The organism is Mesorhizobium australicum WSM2073 (assembly GCF_000230995.2).
In the GTDB taxonomy this organism is placed as follows: Bacteria; Pseudomonadota; Alphaproteobacteria; order Rhizobiales; family Rhizobiaceae; genus Mesorhizobium; species Mesorhizobium australicum.
This window is the reverse complement of the sequence record NC_019973.1, coordinates 3,401,926-3,417,764: the sequence shown is the minus strand read 5'-3', so window position 1 is coordinate 3,417,764 and position 15,839 is coordinate 3,401,926. Positions and strand designations below refer to the sequence as shown.

Below are 15,839 nucleotides of genomic sequence, written 5' to 3'. Positions count from 1 at the left end.
AAGTGCGTTCCACAGCCTGGGGAAAAACTGGTCCAGAGAATTGGTCCAGATGACCTTGAATGCGAGATATGGCAATAGGAAGGTCCGCAACGGTGACCACGAGCACGCAAGCCCCTCGCCGCACCCGCATCCAGCAGGAAAAGCGCGAACTGATCCTGGAGGCCGCGCTCGAAGTGTTCTCCACCAACGGCTTCCGCGGTTCGACCATCGACCAGATCGCCGAAGCCGCCGGCATGTCGAAGCCGAACCTGCTCTACTATTTCCGCCGCAAGGAAGACATCCACGAGACATTGATGGAACGGCTGCTCGAAACCTGGCTGGCGCCACTGCGGGAACTTGACGACATCGGCGATCCGATGACCGAACTCAGGAGCTACATCAGGCGCAAGCTGGAAATGGCGCGCGACTTTCCGCGCGAGAGCCGGCTGTTCGCCAACGAAATCCTGCAAGGCGCGCCGCGCATCATGCCGCTGCTGGCGGGCGAGTTGAAGACGCTGGTCGACGAAAAAGCCGCCGTCATCAAGGGCTGGATGCGCGCCGGCAAGATCGCCCGGACCGATCCCTGGCACCTGATCTTCTCGATCTGGGCGACGACGCAGCATTACGCCGATTTCGATGTCCAGGTCCGCGCCGTGCTGGGGCCGAACCGTGGCGGCGACGGCCGCTTCGAGGACGCTGCCCGCTTCCTCGAGCAATTGTTCCTCGATGGGCTGAGGCCGAAAGGGTAACAGGCGAAATCATGTCTAGATTGGCCGAAGCGCACATTGGCTTCGTCATTCTAGGGCGAAGCAAGGAGCGAAGCGACGCGGCGCAGACCCTAGAATCCATGCCGCGACACATGAGCGCCGCTACGGTCCAGAATTCTGCTCGGCTGCACTATACTGTCAAGGTAACGGCATGGATCCTCGGGTCTGCGTGTCCGCTTCGCTTCCGCTCCGCCCGTGGATGACGAAGTTGAGAGCGCGCCGGCAGATAACTTCACGCGCTGCGCCGTTCGGCCGGCATCGCCTCCAGCAGTTGTTGAAGTTTGGAGATCGAGTTCTGCTCGGCGAGCGGCGTGTAGACGATCAGCCGCATGTCCGAGCCGTCGTCGATCGACAGGCTCATATGCTCGAAGGCCATCAGGCCCACTGTGGGATGCCGGACATGCTTCACGCCAGTCAGCCTGCGCGCCACGTCGCGCCGGGGCCACCAGTCACGGAACTCGGGACTTGAACTCATCATCAGCGCGATCAGCCGTTCGAAATCCAGATCGCCGACATATTTGGCGCTTTCGGCACGAAACGAAGCAAGCACCACGCGGGCGAGTTCTTCCCAGTCGACCAGCAGGCGGCGATGGTGCGGGTTGGTGAACACCATGTGGACGATGTTTCTGCTATCGCCCTCGAGCAAGCCATAGTCGCCGAACACCGCCACGGCCGCGTCGTTCCAGGCAAGAACGTCCCAACGACGGCCGACGACATAGGCGGGCTGCAGCACCAGGCTTTGCAGCATGTGCAACAGCGTAGCGTCGACCTTTTCAGGTGCCGCCACACGACGCTCCGGCTGCTGGCGGCCGGCCAGGATGAACAGATGCCGCTTCTCGACGGCGTCGAGGCGCAAAGCCTCGCAGAGCGCCGCCAGCACTTCCACCGAGGGCCGCACGTCCCTGCCCTGCTCGAGCCAGGTGTACCAGGTGGTGCCGACACCGGCGATCATCGCCACTTCCTCCCGCCGCAGACCCGGCGTGCGCCGTCGCGGACCTGTCGCGATGCCGGTGGCCGATGGCGCCAGCCTTTCCCGGCGCGACCGCAGGAAGGCGCCGAGTTCGCGCCGGCGGCTCTCGTCGGCTGATCGGGTGGAGGCAACGGGAGCGTTCATACCGGCTATTATAGCAGTATTGATACCAGGATAAAGTTTGAACTGTTTGACGTAGGCGAAGCGCTCCATCTTGCGTTCAGAGCAACAACAGGAGGCTCTGAACATGGAATTGAAAGACAAGACCATCCTCATCACCGGCTCGACCGACGGCGTCGGCCGCGTGGTGGCGCAAAGGCTGGGTGCCGCCGGCGCACGGGTGCTGGTGCATGGCCGCGATGCCACACGCGGCGACGCCACTATCGCCGCCATCGAAGCCGCCGGCGGCAAGGCCGAGTTTTTCGCGGCCGATCTCGCTTCGCTGGCGCAGGTACGACGCCTCGCCGAAGCCGTGCGCGCCAGCACGAGCCGCCTCGACATCCTCATCAACAATGCCGGCGTCGGCACCGCTGGCGACAAACGACAGACAAGCGCCGATGGCTACGAGTTGCGCTTTGCCGTCAATTATCTCGCCGGCTTCCTGCTGACCTCGGAGCTTCTGCCGCTGCTGAAGGCGAGCGCCCCGGCACGCATCGTCAATGTCGCGTCCGCCGGCCAGCAGGCGATCGATTTCGGAGACGTCATGCTGACCCGCGGCTATAGCGGCGTGCGCGCCTATTGCCAGAGCAAGCTGGCGCAGATCCTGTTCACCGTCGATCTGGCCGGGCAGTTGGAAGGCAGCGGCGTCACCGTCAACGCGCTGCATCCGGCGAGCTACATGAACACCACCATGGTCCGCCAGGCGGGCGTCACGCCATGGAGTTCGGTCGAGACCGGCGCCGAGGCTATCTTGAATCTCGCCACCTCGCCCGCGCTGGAAGGGCGCAGCGGCCTCTATTTCGACGGCCTGCGCGAATCCCGCGCCGACGCCCAGGCTTACGATGCCAAGGCAAGACAACAATTGCGAAGCCTGAGCCTCGACCTCGTCGGGCTGGCTTTCCCTGAAACGAAGGAACAGCATTCATGACCAGCAACATCGAACACACGGTGATCATCGGCGGCTCATCCGGCATCGGCCTGGCGACGGCGCGCAAACTGCTCGGCCCGGGCATGAAGGTCACGATCACCGGGCGCAACCAGGACAGGCTCATCAGCGCCTGGAAAAGCCTTGGCGGAGCCGCCGACAAGGCGGCCTTCGACGCTTCGAAACCGGATGAGGTGCGCCAATTCTTCGAGCGCCTCGGTCCGTTCGACCATCTCGTTCTGGCGGCGAGCGGTGGCAAGGGCCTCGGCCCGTTCCAGACCCTCGATCTCACCGATATCGCCGGAGGCGTCGACGAGAAAGTGCGGCCTCAACTCTCCTGCCTGCAGGCCGCCTTGCCGACGCTGAACAAATCGGGGTCGGTCACCTTCATCTCGGCGGTATCGGCCCAGCTCGCCACGCCGGGCGTCGCCGGCATCGGCGCCATCAATGGCATGCTCCTGACCGTGGCGCCGATCCTGGCCATCGAGCTGAAGCCGCTGCGCGTCAACGTCGTGGCGCCGGGTGTCATCGACACGCCATGGTGGGACTTTTTGCCCGCAGAGCAGCGGCAGGCGGTCTTTGCCGACTATGCGGGGAAAACGCCGGTCGGCCGCATCGGCCGCGCCGAGGACGTCGCCTCGGCGATAGCCTTCCTCGTCTCCAACGGCTTCATGACCGGCCAGGTGCTGACCTGCGACGGCGGCCTACGGTTCGCGGCGTAAAACGTTGGAGAGTTAAAGCGACTGCGCGATCAGCGACAAAAAAACTCCGCTCAGTGCGACATTGCCGACGAAGCCATTGATGCGGGATGCACGCTCCGGACCTGATGATCCCAGAAATTGTGGAACATCGGCGTCGCCACGATCAGGAACAGCACCAGCACCACGCAGGCAATCGCGGTCCAGAGGCCGACCATCACCAGCACTCCCGCGATGATCTGCGCGACAATGCCAGCCCACAACGCCAGCCGGGCCTGGGGCACGCCACGCGCGGCCACCAACCTGGTCAGGAAATCCGCGTTCTGGATGTTGCGCAGGCCGGCGAAGACAAAGGCACCGCCGAGCAGCAGGCGACCGAGAAACAGCAAGGTCGAAGGCAAATCGACAGGCATTGAACTCCCCCTTTGAAACAGTAGGGGCGCCGCCTTTCCCCGGCGGCGCCCCCAACAGATGTCCGGACTGTCAGGCCGCCTTGGCGGCCGGCATCGGATGGATGGCGTGGAACGGAATGCAAAGTCGGTTCCATGTGTTGATCATGCCGATCGCGACGGAGAGCTTGACCAGTTCCTCTTCCGAGAAATGCTCCAGCGTGCGCGCATAGAGTTCGTCCGGCACGCCATCGTTGGCGATCAGCGTCACCGCCTCGGTCCAGGCCAGTCCGGCGCGTTCGCGCTCGGAGAACAGCGGCGATTCCTTCCAGGCGGCGACGAGATAGAGCCGCTGCTCGGTCTCGCCGTCGCGCCTGGCCTCGCGGCTGTGCATCTCGACGCAGAACGAGCAGCCATTGATCTGCGAGGCCCTGAGCTTGACCAGGTGCAGCAGGCTCACCTCCAGTCCACATTCGTCGACCGCCTTGTTGAGTGCCGACACAGCCTTCATGATCTCGGGCGCCTTGGCGAAGAACTGCAGCCTCTGTTTCATCGTCTTTCCTTTCACATCCTTGGGGAGGTTAATTTAGGCTTGGTTGGTTGAACTGGGTTTCTGCCGCCGTTGATGGCGCTCGACAAAGGCGCAGCTCGCGGCAAACGATCTGGGGTCGCCTTCCGCAGCGTAATCCGCCACGATGTCGGACAACTTCACCTCGGCGAGCGCTGCCCGGTAGGCGCGCTCCGCCTTGAGCATCGCGGCATTGATGCCGCAAGGTTTCACATAGGCGGAGGCATCGATCTTGACCGGACCGTTGCGGCGGATCTCGCCGCAGCGAAAAGCCGGCTCGCGCCCTTCGATGGCCAGCACGATGTCGAGCAGCGTGATGCGTTCGGCAGCCCGCGCCAGCCGGTAGCCGCCGGCGGGACCCGGCACCGATTCCAGAATGCCGGACGCCGTCAGCATGTTGAGGTGCTTCAGCAAATAGCTCGGCGACAGGCCGAAGGATTCCGCCAGCGCCGCGCCCGGCATGGTACTGTTGCCGTCGACGCTCGCCAGTGTCGCCGCGCAGTGGATGGCCGCCTCAACGCCCTCGCCCAGCTTCATAATGCTAGTCTCCAATTCGTAGATACATCATATCCTGGATAAAATTTATCTGCAATAAGAAAATGAAAAGGCGACGCCCGGAGAAGCCGCTTTTGAAAGGTTACCCCTACTCCGCCGCCACCTTGGCCATCGGGTTGTTCGGGTGGGTGGTCCAGTTGGCATAGACCGGCGACACAGGTCTGCCGGTGCGCTGGTCCAACGCGCCGGCCGCAAGCGGCTCCATGGTGATGCAATTGTCCACCGGGCAGACATTGACGCACAGATTGCAGCCGACGCATTCGGCCTCGATCACCTCGAAATGCCTGACGCCGTTGACCATGCTGGTGATCGCCTGGTGCGAGGTGTCCTCGCAGGCGATGTGGCAGCGGCCGCATTTGATGCAGGCATCCTGGTCGATATGCGCCTTGGCGACATAGTTGAGGTTGAGATACTGCCAGTCGGTGACGTTGGGCGTGGCGCGGCCGATAATGTCGTCGAGCGAGCGGTGGCCCTTCTCGTCCATCCAGTTTTCGAGGCCGGCGATCATCTCCTGCACGATCTTGAAGCCGTAGGTCATCGCCGCCGTGCAGACCTGCACATTGCCGGCGCCTAGCGCCATGAATTCGGCGGCGTCCCGCCACGTGGTGATGCCGCCAATGCCGGAGATCGGCAGGCCGCGGGTTTCGGGGTCGCGGGCGATCTCGGCCACCATGTTCATGGCGATCGGCTTCACCGCCGGACCGCAATAGCCACCATGCGAACCCTTGCCATCGATGGTCGGCATCGGCGCGAAACTGTCGAGGTCGACGCCGGTGATCGAATTGATGGTGTTGATCAGCGACACCGCGTCGGTGCCGCCGGCATGCGCTGCCCGCGCCGGCTTGCGGATATCGGCGATGTTGGGCGTCAGCTTGGTGACGACGGGCATGCGCGTATATTGCTTGCACCAGCGCACCACCATTTCGATATATTCCGGCACCTGGCCGACGGCCGCACCCATGCCGCGTTCCGACATGCCGTGCGGACAGCCGAAATTGAGCTCGATGCCGTCGGCGCCGGTCTCCTCGACCAGCGGCAGGATCGATTTCCAGCTCTCCTCGACGCAGGGCACCATGATCGAGGCGATCAGCGCACGGTCGGGCCAATCCATCTTGACCTGCTTCATCTCGCGCAGATTGGTCTGCAAATCGCGGTCGGTGATCAGCTCGATGTTGTTGAGGCCGAGCAGGCGCCGGTCGGCGCCCCAGATCGCGCCATAGCGCGGGCCGTTGACGTTGACCACCGGCGGCCCCTCTTCGCCAAGCGTCTTCCAGACGACACCGCCCCAACCCGCCTTGAAAGCGCGGATGACGTTGTAGGCCTTGTCGGTCGGCGGCGCCGAGGCCAGCCAGAACGGATTGGGCGATTTGATGCCGACGAAATTATTTCTGATGTCAGCCATGACAGGTCCCTTTCAACCGAGACGAAGGAGCATTTCCACGGGTGCAAGAATGCCGCCTTCAAGCGCGGCGGTGAGATTGGCGATCTTGGTGCGGGCATCCTCGCCCATGATCAGGCCGACGCCGGGCGGCGGCTTTTTGCCCTCGGCCTGCGCGGCAGCCATGCGGGCACGCATGGTGGCGAAGAATTCGATGGCGAAAGCGCCGCGCGGGCGCTCGGCGATTACTGAAAAGCCGCAGGCGGTGGCGGCCGCTCGATAATCAGCAGGCGTGGCGACGAACGATATGGTCGCGTCTGATGCCCATGGCAGCGGATAGGCCAGTGCTCCATCCTTGAGCCGCATCACGTCATAGACGGCAAAGACGCCGCCGGGCTTCAGCACGCAGGCGGCCTCGCTCATCAGCTTGGCCTTGTCGGGAAGGTTCATGCCGACATGCAGGATCATTGCCGCATCGAAGCTGGCCTTGCCGAACGGCATGTCCAGCGCGCTGCCTTGCACGAAGCGCGTCTTGCCGGCCATTCCCACCCGTTTCGACAGGCTGGTCGCGATATCGACATAGCTTTGGGTCAGGTCGATGCCGGTGACATCGGCGCCGGCATTGTTCGCGGCAAAACGGGCCGGGCCGCCGATGCCTGAACCGATGTCGAGAAGCCGGGCTCCAGGCTTCAGCCCCATCTGGTCGATGAGTTCCCTGGTGGCGGCCACGCCGCCAATGTGGAATTCGTCGACCGCTGCGAGATCGTCAGCGCTCAGATGGTCAATTTCCACGCCGGTGTCGGCAAGCGCGGCAAGAATCCGCTCCTCCAGGCCTGAAATCTCGTAGTGACGGGCAATGCCCGGTTCCACCGTGGCCATGGTCCTTATCCCTGGGTCAGGCTCCTGTGGATGCTTTCCGCCGCGTCGCGGCCTTGCGCCACAGCCGAAACGGTCAGGTCGTCGCCACCAAAAATGCAGTCGCCGCCGGCCCAGACCTTGGCCAGCGATGTGCGCCCTTCCGCGTCGACCTTGATACGGCCGGCTTCGAGATCGATCGACGCCCCGCTGCCGTTGAGTGCAGCCGGCACGAAACTCTGGCCGATGGCCTTGAACACCTGGTCGGCAACCAGCGTCAGCGTCTCGCCGGTGCCGGCAAGCCGGTCGCCGTCGAGTGCCGTGTATTCGAGTTCGATGGCACTGACCTTGCCGCCTTCGGCAATCACCCGCTTCGGCTGCAGCCAGTGACGGATGGTGACGCCATTGGCGGCGGCCAGGTCCTGTTCGAATTCGGAGGCGTTCATATGCTCCTGGCCGCGCCGGTAGCAGATCGTCACCTCCTCGGCGCCAAGCAGCTTCGACTGCACGGCGGCGTCGATCGCCGTCATGCCGCCGCCGATGACGACGACGCGGCGGCCGACCGGCAATCCGGAGAGGTCGCTGGCCTGGCGCAGTTCGGCAATGAATTCGACCGCGTTGGTGACGCCGGCGGCATCCTCGCCATCGGCGCGCAGCGCGTTGACACCGCCAAGCCCCATGCCAAGGAAAACGGCGTCGTAATTGCGGATCAGGTCGGAGAGCTGGTAATCGCGGCCGAGCGCCTTGCCATTCTGGATGTCGATGCCGCCGATCGCGGTGACATAGTCGACCTCGGCCTGGGCAAAGTTGTCGACGCTCTTATATGCGGCGATGCCATATTCGTTGAGGCCGCCCGCCTTCGGGCGCGCCTCCAGGATGGTCACGTCATGGCCATGGCGGGCGAGCCGGTGCGCCGCGGCAAGACCGGCCGGGCCGGCGCCGACGACGGCTACGGTTTTTCCTGTCGGCTCGGCGCGCGGATAAAATTGCCTGCTCTCGCTCATCGCGACATCGGTGGCGTAGCGCTGCAGACGACCGATCTGGACCGGCTTGCCTTCCGCAACCTCGCGCACGCAAACCTCCTCGCACAGCGTCTCGGTGGGGCAGACGCGGGCGCACATGCCGCCCAAAATGTTCTGGTCGAAGATGGTCTTGGCCGAGCCGATCGGGTTACCGGTCGAGATCTGGCGGATGAACAGCGGAATGTCGATCGAGGTCGGGCATGCGTTCATGCACGGCGCGTCGTAGCAGAAATAGCAGCGGTCGGATTCGACCAGCGCCTCGTGATGATCGAGCGGGGGATGCAGGTCGGAAAAATTATCCGCGTATTGGTCGGGCAGAAGCCGGCCGCCGACAATACCCTCTTTGAACTGGCCTTCTGGCATTCTCAGTTCCCCATGTTTTCGTTTTGGGGAAGGCTAGCACGTTTTATTTTTTTATCAATTGGTCAATTTTTGGCACAAACCGTTGAAAAGACTGGAAGAAAACATGATAGTGGTATTCATGTTATGATGACGGTGACACTGGGATAAGGCCGCCGCCCCTGCCATTGCCATGGATAGACCTGATTTCGTCGGCGACCAATTGCTGCAGGCGCCACAGATTGCGGTCGCGAATGCCGAATTCCTCGAGGTGGCTGACGGTGTTGTAGAGATATTCGGCGCCCGATCCGACATGGCCACAGGCCCGCGCCAGCACCCGCGCCACCCGGTCCAGCGGCTGCCCGAGCGAAGTGCCCCTGCCCGTCACCCCGACCCAGAAACCCAGCGCCCGAAGATGCCCTTGCGCCGTACGCACCGAGACCCACCTGACCGAAGCGACGCTCTCATGATCGTCGATCTCGCGCCGCAACAGCCTTTCGATCTGAGCAGTCTTCTCCCCTTCCGGCAAACGGTAGATCACACCATCGCACCGCCCGCCGCGTTCGAGCGCCATCATCAGTCCAGGCTGCGCGACGCTGCCGCGCCAGCGAACCATGTCGATGCAGAACGAGCGGTGCCAGCCATGGGCGGTGGCACGCTGGCGTTCGACGGACTCGAAAGCCGGCTTCCAGATCAGCGAGCCATAGGCGAACACCCATAGCGGCCCCGCATCTGCTTCATCGGCGAGCCGCGCGGAAAGGACCCGGAAATCCTCGTCGCTCAGTTGCGTCCAGCCGCCGCTGGGCCCGGGATCGGCCTCGTCGCGATGGCACAGTGCGACAAGCTCGGCTGTAAGTGACATCTGCCGCATGGAACGACGACCTCCTCCTCGAGGCCAAGCAAAGGCGAAAATCGCAAGACACGCAAGATTGCCAAGAGGGTGCGCCTTGCCGTTCCCGATTTCCAGCCCAGATGTCGGATTTCCGTCGTCAAGATCGTCCTAGGATGGATCGAACGACGATCGGCGCACAAAGGTGAGGAGACCGACCATGCCACAATCCCCGATGCCCTTCTTCTGGTACGAACTGATGACATCAGACCTCGACGCCGCCGAGGCTTTCTACCCCGCCGTGGTGGGCTGGAAGGCCGAGCCCTTCGATAAGGCTCCAGGCATGCCGCGCTATGTCGTCATGAATGCCGGCGAGCGTGGCGTCGGCGGCCTGATGACGATGCCTCAGGATGCCGCCAAGATGGGCATGCCGCCCGCCTGGCTGGGCTACATCCACGCCAGGGATGTCGACGCGGCAACAGCGTCGCTGGAAAAGGCGGGTGGCGCCGTTCACCGCCAGCCCGACGACATTCCAGGCGTCGGCCGCTTTGCCGTCGTGGCCGATCCGCAAGGCGCGACCTTCATGCTCCTGCAGCCGAACGGCCCCGACCAGCCCGTCGTGCCGGCCAGCACGCCGGGCCATATCGGCTGGCATGAGCTTTATACGAGCGACTGGAAGGCCGCATTTGACTTCTATTCCAGCCAGTTCGGCTGGGCCAATGCCGGCGAATTCGACATGGGGCCGATGGGCACTTACCAGACCTTTACCGCCGGCCCCGAATCCGGCGGTGGCATCATGAACAAGCCCGAGCAGATTCCGGTGCCGGTCTGGCAGTTCTATTTTAACGTCACCGGCATCGACGCGGCCGCAAAACGCGTCACCGACAATGGCGGCAAGATCCTGATGGGACCGATGGAGGTCCCCGGAGGCAGCTGGGTCGTGCAATGCCAGGATCCGCAAGGCGCGCACTTCGCTTTGATGGCGCCGGTGCGATAAGCGCCCGCGTCAACCGCAGATATCACGCTTGCTGGCGTCGGCTTATTCCGGTGCCAGCACCGCGACCTTGAGGGTCTCTTTCCTGGCACCGCTGAACTGGACGGTGGCTTGGCCGGCCGCCAGCTTGAAGCGCACGCTTTTGCGGATGCCGGGGCAGGTCTTGACGCCGCTATAGCCGGACGATTTCACGGCTTTGCCGTCCTGGATGACATCGACCCAGGCCTCTCCCGAAAGGCTGATCTGGATGGTCCCCTCCGGAGGCACCGCCACACTGGCGACGGCACCGAACGTGCCCTCCGCGGGCGCGCGTTCGGGCGGCACCGCAAAGCCGGCCTTCTCGGCCGGCACCAGCGCCAGATCCGCGGCCGCCCCCACTGCCAGTGTCGCTCCGGACGGCGTTGAGGGTGCGGTTGCAAACAGCGCCTGTTCGCGCGTCACCGGCCATCTGAAGGCCTCGCAGCCGGCGTCCTCGGCCATGGCTAAACTGGTACTCAGAAGGATTGCGAACAGGCTGATGGCGACTTTTTTCATGGCAAGGGAACCCACATGTGAAGAGCATCCAAATCGACGTCGACAGCCAATACAACCAAACAGGAAAAAATGCAACCTTGACGAGAACAATGTGAAAGGTCAGACTGGGGAACATTTCCAATCACCAATTATTGATGGCGGGCCATGGGAAGTGAATGGTCCACTGCCGGGCAATAACCTATGGCCGATCCGAGAAGCCAAACGGAGTTTTGGATGAAGCTATTCGATGGCCTAGCCAGATACCAGCCGCAGGCGCTTGGCGTTCTGCGCATCATGACCGCGCTGCAGTTCATCGAGCACGGCACGCAGAAACTGTTCAATTTCCCCGCCAGCGACCACGCAGCCACCGCGTTGAGCGGACTGCCGCTAGCAGCGGGCATCCTCGAATTCGCCGGTGGCATTCTGCTGGCGCTGGGCCTTTTCACCCGCCCGGTCGCATTCCTTCTGGCCGGCGAAATGGCGATTGCCTATTTCATGGCTCACATGCCGCGCGACTTCTTCCCCGTCAACAACAGCGGCGATTCGGCGATCTCGTTCTGCTTCATATTCCTCTATCTGGTCTTTGCCGGCGCCGGCGCCTTCGCGCTGGACAACCGCCGTAGCGCGTGAACCCCATGCGGGGGTGGTTCACCCCCGCATCCGTTCGAAATTCGCATCGAACAGCGGCGCCGCCTGGATTCGCGCCGCATGCCGTTTGCCGAGCAACTCGATTTCGAAGCCGTCGCTCTTCTCTGCGATCTCCTTCGGCACATAGCCGAGAGCGACCGACTTCTTCGAATGATGGGCATAGCCGCCCGACGTCACCCAGCCGCGCACCGCGCCACCGAACCAGATCGGTTCGTCGCCGATGACATCGGCATCGTCGGCATCGACGATGAAGGCGCGCAGCCGCAACTTGCCGCCCTGTTTGCGCTCGGCCAGAGCCGCCGCCTTGCCGATGAAATCCGCGTCCTTGCCGTAGGCGACGAAACGATCGATGCCGGCTTCCAGCGGCCCGTAGATCGGCCGGTATTCGCGCCCCCATGAGCCGTAGTTCTTCTCCAGCCTGAGCGCGTTGAGCGCGCGCGAGCCGAACAGGCCGATGCCGAATTCCGCCCCCGCCGCCATCAGCGCCTGATAGGCGGCACGCTGATATTCCGGCACCACCCAGATCTCGTAGCCGAGATCGCCGGTGTAGCTGACGCGGCCGACCAGGCATGGCGCCATGCCGACATCCATCTTGCCGACGGCCATGAAGGGAAATGCCGCGTTCGAGATGTCGGAGCGCGTGGCTTTCGCCAGCACGTCCCTGGCCTTGGGGCCGGCAATCGACAGGCCGGTAAGCTTTTGTCCCAGCGCTTCGATATGGACCGAGCGATCGTCGGGCAGATGCTGCTCGAACCAGCGCATGTGATATTGCTCGGCAATGCCGGAGCCGGCCAGGAACCAGCCCCCTTCTTCCCGACCTTGGGGGCTGAGATTGGCCAGCGTGAAATCGCCGATCAGCCTGCCGTCGTCCTTCAGCATCGGGGCGAGCGTCATCCGGCCGGGCTTCGGCAGCTTGCAGGCGAGCATCCGGTCGAGCCAGGCCGCGGCCCCCTCGCCCGTCACCTTGTATTTGGCAAAGCTCGATATCTCCGACAAGCCGACGCCTGCGCGAACCGTCGCGACTTCGGCGGCGACATGGCTGAAGTCGCTTGAGCGCCGCCATGAGAATTCGTCCTTGACGCCTTCCGGCGCGTACCAGAGCGGCACTTCCAGCCCGTAGGCGACGCCCCACTGCGCACCCTTGGCCGACAACAGGTCGTAGACGGGCGTCGTCTTTAGCGGCCGCCCGGCCGGCAGTTCCTCGTTGGGGAAGCGGATCGAAAAACGCCGGGAATAGTTTTCGCGCACCTTGGCGTTGGTGTAGGCCATCGTCGCCCAGTCGCCGTAGCGCGCAACATCCATCGCCCAGATATCGGCGCCGGGATCGCCCTCGATCATCCAGTTGGATAGCGCCAGACCAACGCCACCGCCCTGGCTGAAGCCGGCCATGACGCCGCAGGCGACCCAGAAGCCCGGCAGGCCGCGCACCGGCCCGACCAGCGGGTTGCCGTCGGGCGCGAAAGTGAAGGGCCCATTGATGATCTGCTTGATGCCGGTGTTCTGGAAAGCCGGGAAATGCCGGAAACCGACCTCGAGCGACGGCGCGATGCGGTCGATATCCGGCGCCAGCAATTCATGGCCGAAATTCCACGGCGTCTGGTATTCTGACCATGGTTTGTTGGCTTTCTCATAGGTGCCCATCAGCATGCCGCCGCGTTCCTGGCGCAGATAGAGTTCGCCGTCGAAATCGACCGCATGGATGATTTCGGTGCCGGTTTTCTGGTTCCAGGCGGCAACCTCCGGCATGTCCTCGGTGATCAGGTACATGTGCTCCATCGCCAGTACTGGCAGTTCGAGCCCAACCATGCGGCCGACCTCGCGCGCCCACAGGCCGCCGGCATTGACGACATGCTCGGCCACCACCTCGCCCTTGTTGGTGATGACGCGCCACAGCCCGTCGGGACGGCGCACGATATCCTTGACCTTGGTGAAGCGCTCCACCTCGGCGCCGAGTTTTCGTGCCGCCTTGGCATAGGCGTGGGTGACACCGGAGGGATCGAGGTGGCCGTCCTCCTTGTTGCGGACGGCGCCGACGAACTGCTTGGGATCGAGCAGCGGCATCAGTTCGGCCGCCTCTTTCGGGGAGATTTCCTCCAGCTCGATGCCGAGATAACGGCCCTTGGCGACCACCCCGCGCAGCCAGTCGAGCCGCGCCTCGGTGGCCGCAAGAAGCACGCCGCCGGTCAGGTGGACGCCGGTTGCCTGGCCCGACAGCTCCTCGATCTCCTTGTAGAGGTTGATGGTGTATTTCTGCAGCTTGGCGACGTTGGGATCGCCATTGATCGTGTGCATGCCGCCGGCCGCGTGCCAGGTCGAGCCCGAGGTCAGCTCGTCGCGCTCCAGCAGCACGACGTCGGTCCAGCCATGATGGGCGAGATGGAACAGCACCGAACATCCGACGACGCCACCGCCGATGACCACGACCTTTGCAGGCGATTTCATGGTTTCTTCTCTGATATCAGTTAGTTGGATGGGTGGGATGATTCAAAACGGGACGTTCGTGGCGCATCACGGCTCGCCCTGTCCGATCGCTTCCTTGCGCTTGGCCACGTAGGCCTCGAGCGCTTCGCGTACGGCGATGTTCATCACCGGCTCGACATAATCCTCCAGCGCCTTCTTCCACAGCCGCGTCGCGCGCGCGGTCGCGTCGAGGCCGCCGGCCTCCTGCCAGGCCTCGTAATTCTGCCAGTTGGAGAGCATCGGCTGGTAGAAGGCGGTGGCGTAGCGCTCCAGCGTGTGCGGCTCGCCGAAGAAATGGCCGCCGGTCGGCACCGCGCCCAGCGCCTCGACGGCAAGTTCGGCCTCGTCGACCACGATCGGGCGCAAAAACTCCATCATGTGCTGGATCATCTCGACGTCGATGATGAATTTCTCGAACGAAGCCGTCAGCCCGCCCTCCTGCCAGCCGGCGGCGTGGTAGACGAGATTGCCATGGCCAAGCACCGCGCCCCACAACGCCATCAGGGTCTCATAGGCGCCTTGCGCGTCGGCGACGTTGGAAGCCGAACCGGGCGTCGTCCGGTATGGCAGGCCATAGCGGCGCGCCAATTGACCCGAAGCAATGTTGGCCTTGGTGTTTTCAGGCGTGCCGAAGGCCGGCGCGCCCGACTTCATGTCGACATTGGAGGTGAAGGCGCCGTACATCACGGGCGCGCCTGGCCGCACCAGCTGCGTCAGCACCACGCCGAACAGCGCCTCGGCATTCTGCTGCGCCAGCGCCCCGGCCAGCGTCACCGGGCTCATCGCTCCCATCAACGTGAACGGTGTCACCGCCACCGACTGCCCGTACTCGGCCATGGTCATCAGCCCCTCGGCCATCATCTCGTCGAAGCGACGCGGCGAGTTGACAGAGATGATGGTGGCAATGCCGGGATCATCAGCCATCTGGTCCAGCGTCATCCCACGCGCGATCGCCATCATCTCGATGCCGTCCAGCGCCCTGCCCCGGCCGATCGCCGAGACATGAAAACTCTTGTCGGTCAGCGTCAGATTGGTGAAGTACGTATCGAGATGGCGTGAGTTGGCCGGCAGTTCGACCGGTGCGCAGACCTGGTTGCCAAGCATGTGGACGCAGTTGAAATGCTGCGCCAGCCTGGTCAGATCCGCATAGTCGCGCAGATTGCCGGCACGGCGGCCCCGCTCCATGTCATGCACATTGGGAGGACCGGCAACCAGCGTGAAATTGATGGTGTTGCCGCCGAGATGGATTGTGTTGGCTGGATTGCGTGGGGTCAGCGTATAGCCGGACCGCGTTGTCTTCAGCGCCTCGTCGATCATGCCGCGATCGACGCGCACATTGGCCGAGGCGTGATCGACCTTGGCGCCGGCCTTCTCGAACAGCGACAGCGCACGCGGGCTCATCACCTCGATGCCGAAATTCTCCAATATGTGCATCGACGCCTGATGGATCGCCTCGATCTGGTCTGGTGACAGCAAGGCCATCGGCGGATAGGGATTGATCACCCGCCTGGGCCGCAGCTGTGCGATGGGCGCTGGCCCCCGGTTGCTGGTACGCTCGGCGCCGCGCTTGCGTCTTGGTTCGGTCATGCCGGCATCAAAGCTTCGGTAAACCGCGCAAGCTGTCAGAAATGCGCCGTTTACGGGCGTGATTTTAGCCAAGGCGGCATATGCTCAGCACGACTTTATAAAAGGCGACAATTGGCGTCGGAATACAGCTATGGCATTTTCTCACCTGACCGTGCCGACGAGGCGTTAACAGCGGCAGCAAGATTCCCTTTATGATTTCGGCCT

16 protein-coding genes are annotated in these 15,839 nt (G+C 63.4%); 5 read left to right on the top strand and 11 right to left on the bottom strand.

The features are described 5' to 3' along the window. Positions 1-92 precede the first annotated feature (92 nt). Positions 93-728, top strand: a complete 636-nt coding sequence (locus MESAU_RS16380; protein ID WP_015317154.1) for a TetR family transcriptional regulator C-terminal domain-containing protein — start codon at positions 93-95, stop codon at positions 726-728. Between the two features lie 250 nt (positions 729-978). Here the strand turns inward: MESAU_RS16380 and MESAU_RS16375 are convergent, their stop codons facing one another. Next, positions 979-1,860 (bottom strand): helix-turn-helix transcriptional regulator, encoded by an 882-nt coding sequence (locus tag MESAU_RS16375; RefSeq protein WP_015317153.1) that lies wholly within the window; start codon positions 1,858-1,860, stop codon positions 979-981. A 103-nt stretch (positions 1,861-1,963) separates the two neighbouring features. Here MESAU_RS16375 and MESAU_RS16370 point away from each other — a divergent pair, with 103 nt between their 5' ends. Beyond that, positions 1,964-2,803 carry an SDR family NAD(P)-dependent oxidoreductase gene (locus tag MESAU_RS16370; protein ID WP_015317152.1) on the top strand — a complete coding sequence of 280 codons (840 nt, stop codon included), beginning with the start codon at positions 1,964-1,966 and terminating at the stop codon, positions 2,801-2,803. After that, positions 2,800-3,522 carry an SDR family oxidoreductase gene (locus MESAU_RS16365; protein WP_015317151.1) on the top strand — a complete coding sequence of 241 codons (723 nt, stop codon included), beginning with the start codon at positions 2,800-2,802 and terminating at the stop codon, positions 3,520-3,522. Before MESAU_RS16370 ends, MESAU_RS16365 begins: the two co-directional genes overlap by 4 nt. 50 nt (positions 3,523-3,572) lie before the next feature. On the opposite strand, the gene MESAU_RS16360 is transcribed toward MESAU_RS16365, so the two are convergent. From MESAU_RS16360 to MESAU_RS16330, 7 genes are all read right to left on the bottom strand, one after another. Then, positions 3,573-3,911 (bottom strand): DoxX family protein, encoded by a 339-nt coding sequence (locus MESAU_RS16360; RefSeq protein WP_015317150.1) that lies wholly within the window; start codon positions 3,909-3,911, stop codon positions 3,573-3,575. A gap of 70 nt (positions 3,912-3,981) precedes the next feature. After that, positions 3,982-4,440, bottom strand: a complete 459-nt coding sequence (locus MESAU_RS16355; protein ID WP_015317149.1) for a carboxymuconolactone decarboxylase family protein — start codon at positions 4,438-4,440, stop codon at positions 3,982-3,984. A 33-nt stretch (positions 4,441-4,473) separates the two neighbouring features. Beyond that, positions 4,474-4,992, bottom strand: coding sequence for an RrF2 family transcriptional regulator (locus tag MESAU_RS16350; protein ID WP_015317148.1), 519 nt, complete (start codon positions 4,990-4,992; stop codon positions 4,474-4,476). Between the two features lie 106 nt (positions 4,993-5,098). Then, positions 5,099-6,412, bottom strand: coding sequence for an NAD-dependent dihydropyrimidine dehydrogenase subunit PreA (gene preA, locus MESAU_RS16345; protein WP_015317147.1), 1,314 nt, complete (start codon positions 6,410-6,412; stop codon positions 5,099-5,101). Between the two features lie 12 nt (positions 6,413-6,424). After that, positions 6,425-7,267 (bottom strand): class I SAM-dependent methyltransferase, encoded by an 843-nt coding sequence (locus MESAU_RS16340; protein ID WP_015317146.1) that lies wholly within the window; start codon positions 7,265-7,267, stop codon positions 6,425-6,427. 5 nt (positions 7,268-7,272) lie between these two features. Beyond that, positions 7,273-8,628: an NAD(P)-dependent oxidoreductase gene (locus tag MESAU_RS16335; protein WP_015317145.1), complete on the bottom strand. Its 1,356-nt coding sequence runs from the start codon at positions 8,626-8,628 to the stop codon at positions 7,273-7,275. A gap of 121 nt (positions 8,629-8,749) precedes the next feature. Beyond that, on the bottom strand, positions 8,750-9,475 hold the full coding sequence (locus MESAU_RS16330) for a gamma-glutamylcyclotransferase (RefSeq protein ID WP_015317144.1): 726 nt from the start codon (positions 9,473-9,475) through the stop codon (positions 8,750-8,752). A gap of 178 nt (positions 9,476-9,653) precedes the next feature. Between MESAU_RS16330 and MESAU_RS16325 the strand changes: the two genes are divergently transcribed. Beyond that, complete coding sequence (locus tag MESAU_RS16325; RefSeq protein ID WP_015317143.1) at positions 9,654-10,430, top strand: VOC family protein; 777 nt, start codon at positions 9,654-9,656, stop codon at positions 10,428-10,430. 42 nt (positions 10,431-10,472) lie between these two features. Here the strand turns inward: MESAU_RS16325 and MESAU_RS16320 are convergent, their stop codons facing one another. Continuing rightward, positions 10,473-10,961: a hypothetical protein gene (locus tag MESAU_RS16320; RefSeq protein WP_015317142.1), complete on the bottom strand. Its 489-nt coding sequence runs from the start codon at positions 10,959-10,961 to the stop codon at positions 10,473-10,475. 213 nt (positions 10,962-11,174) lie between these two features. Between MESAU_RS16320 and MESAU_RS16315 the strand changes: the two genes are divergently transcribed. Further along, positions 11,175-11,570 carry a DoxX family protein gene (locus MESAU_RS16315; RefSeq protein WP_015317141.1) on the top strand — a complete coding sequence of 132 codons (396 nt, stop codon included), beginning with the start codon at positions 11,175-11,177 and terminating at the stop codon, positions 11,568-11,570. Positions 11,571-11,588: 18 nt separating this feature from the next. Here MESAU_RS16315 and MESAU_RS16310 read toward each other — a convergent pair whose 3' ends face one another. Both MESAU_RS16310 and MESAU_RS16305 read right to left on the bottom strand, forming a co-directional pair. Next, complete coding sequence (locus MESAU_RS16310; RefSeq protein WP_015317140.1) at positions 11,589-14,030, bottom strand: GcvT family protein; 2,442 nt, start codon at positions 14,028-14,030, stop codon at positions 11,589-11,591. 66 nt (positions 14,031-14,096) lie between these two features. Beyond that, positions 14,097-15,635 (bottom strand): trimethylamine methyltransferase family protein, encoded by a 1,539-nt coding sequence (locus MESAU_RS16305; RefSeq protein WP_015317139.1) that lies wholly within the window; start codon positions 15,633-15,635, stop codon positions 14,097-14,099. Positions 15,636-15,839 lie beyond the last annotated feature (204 nt).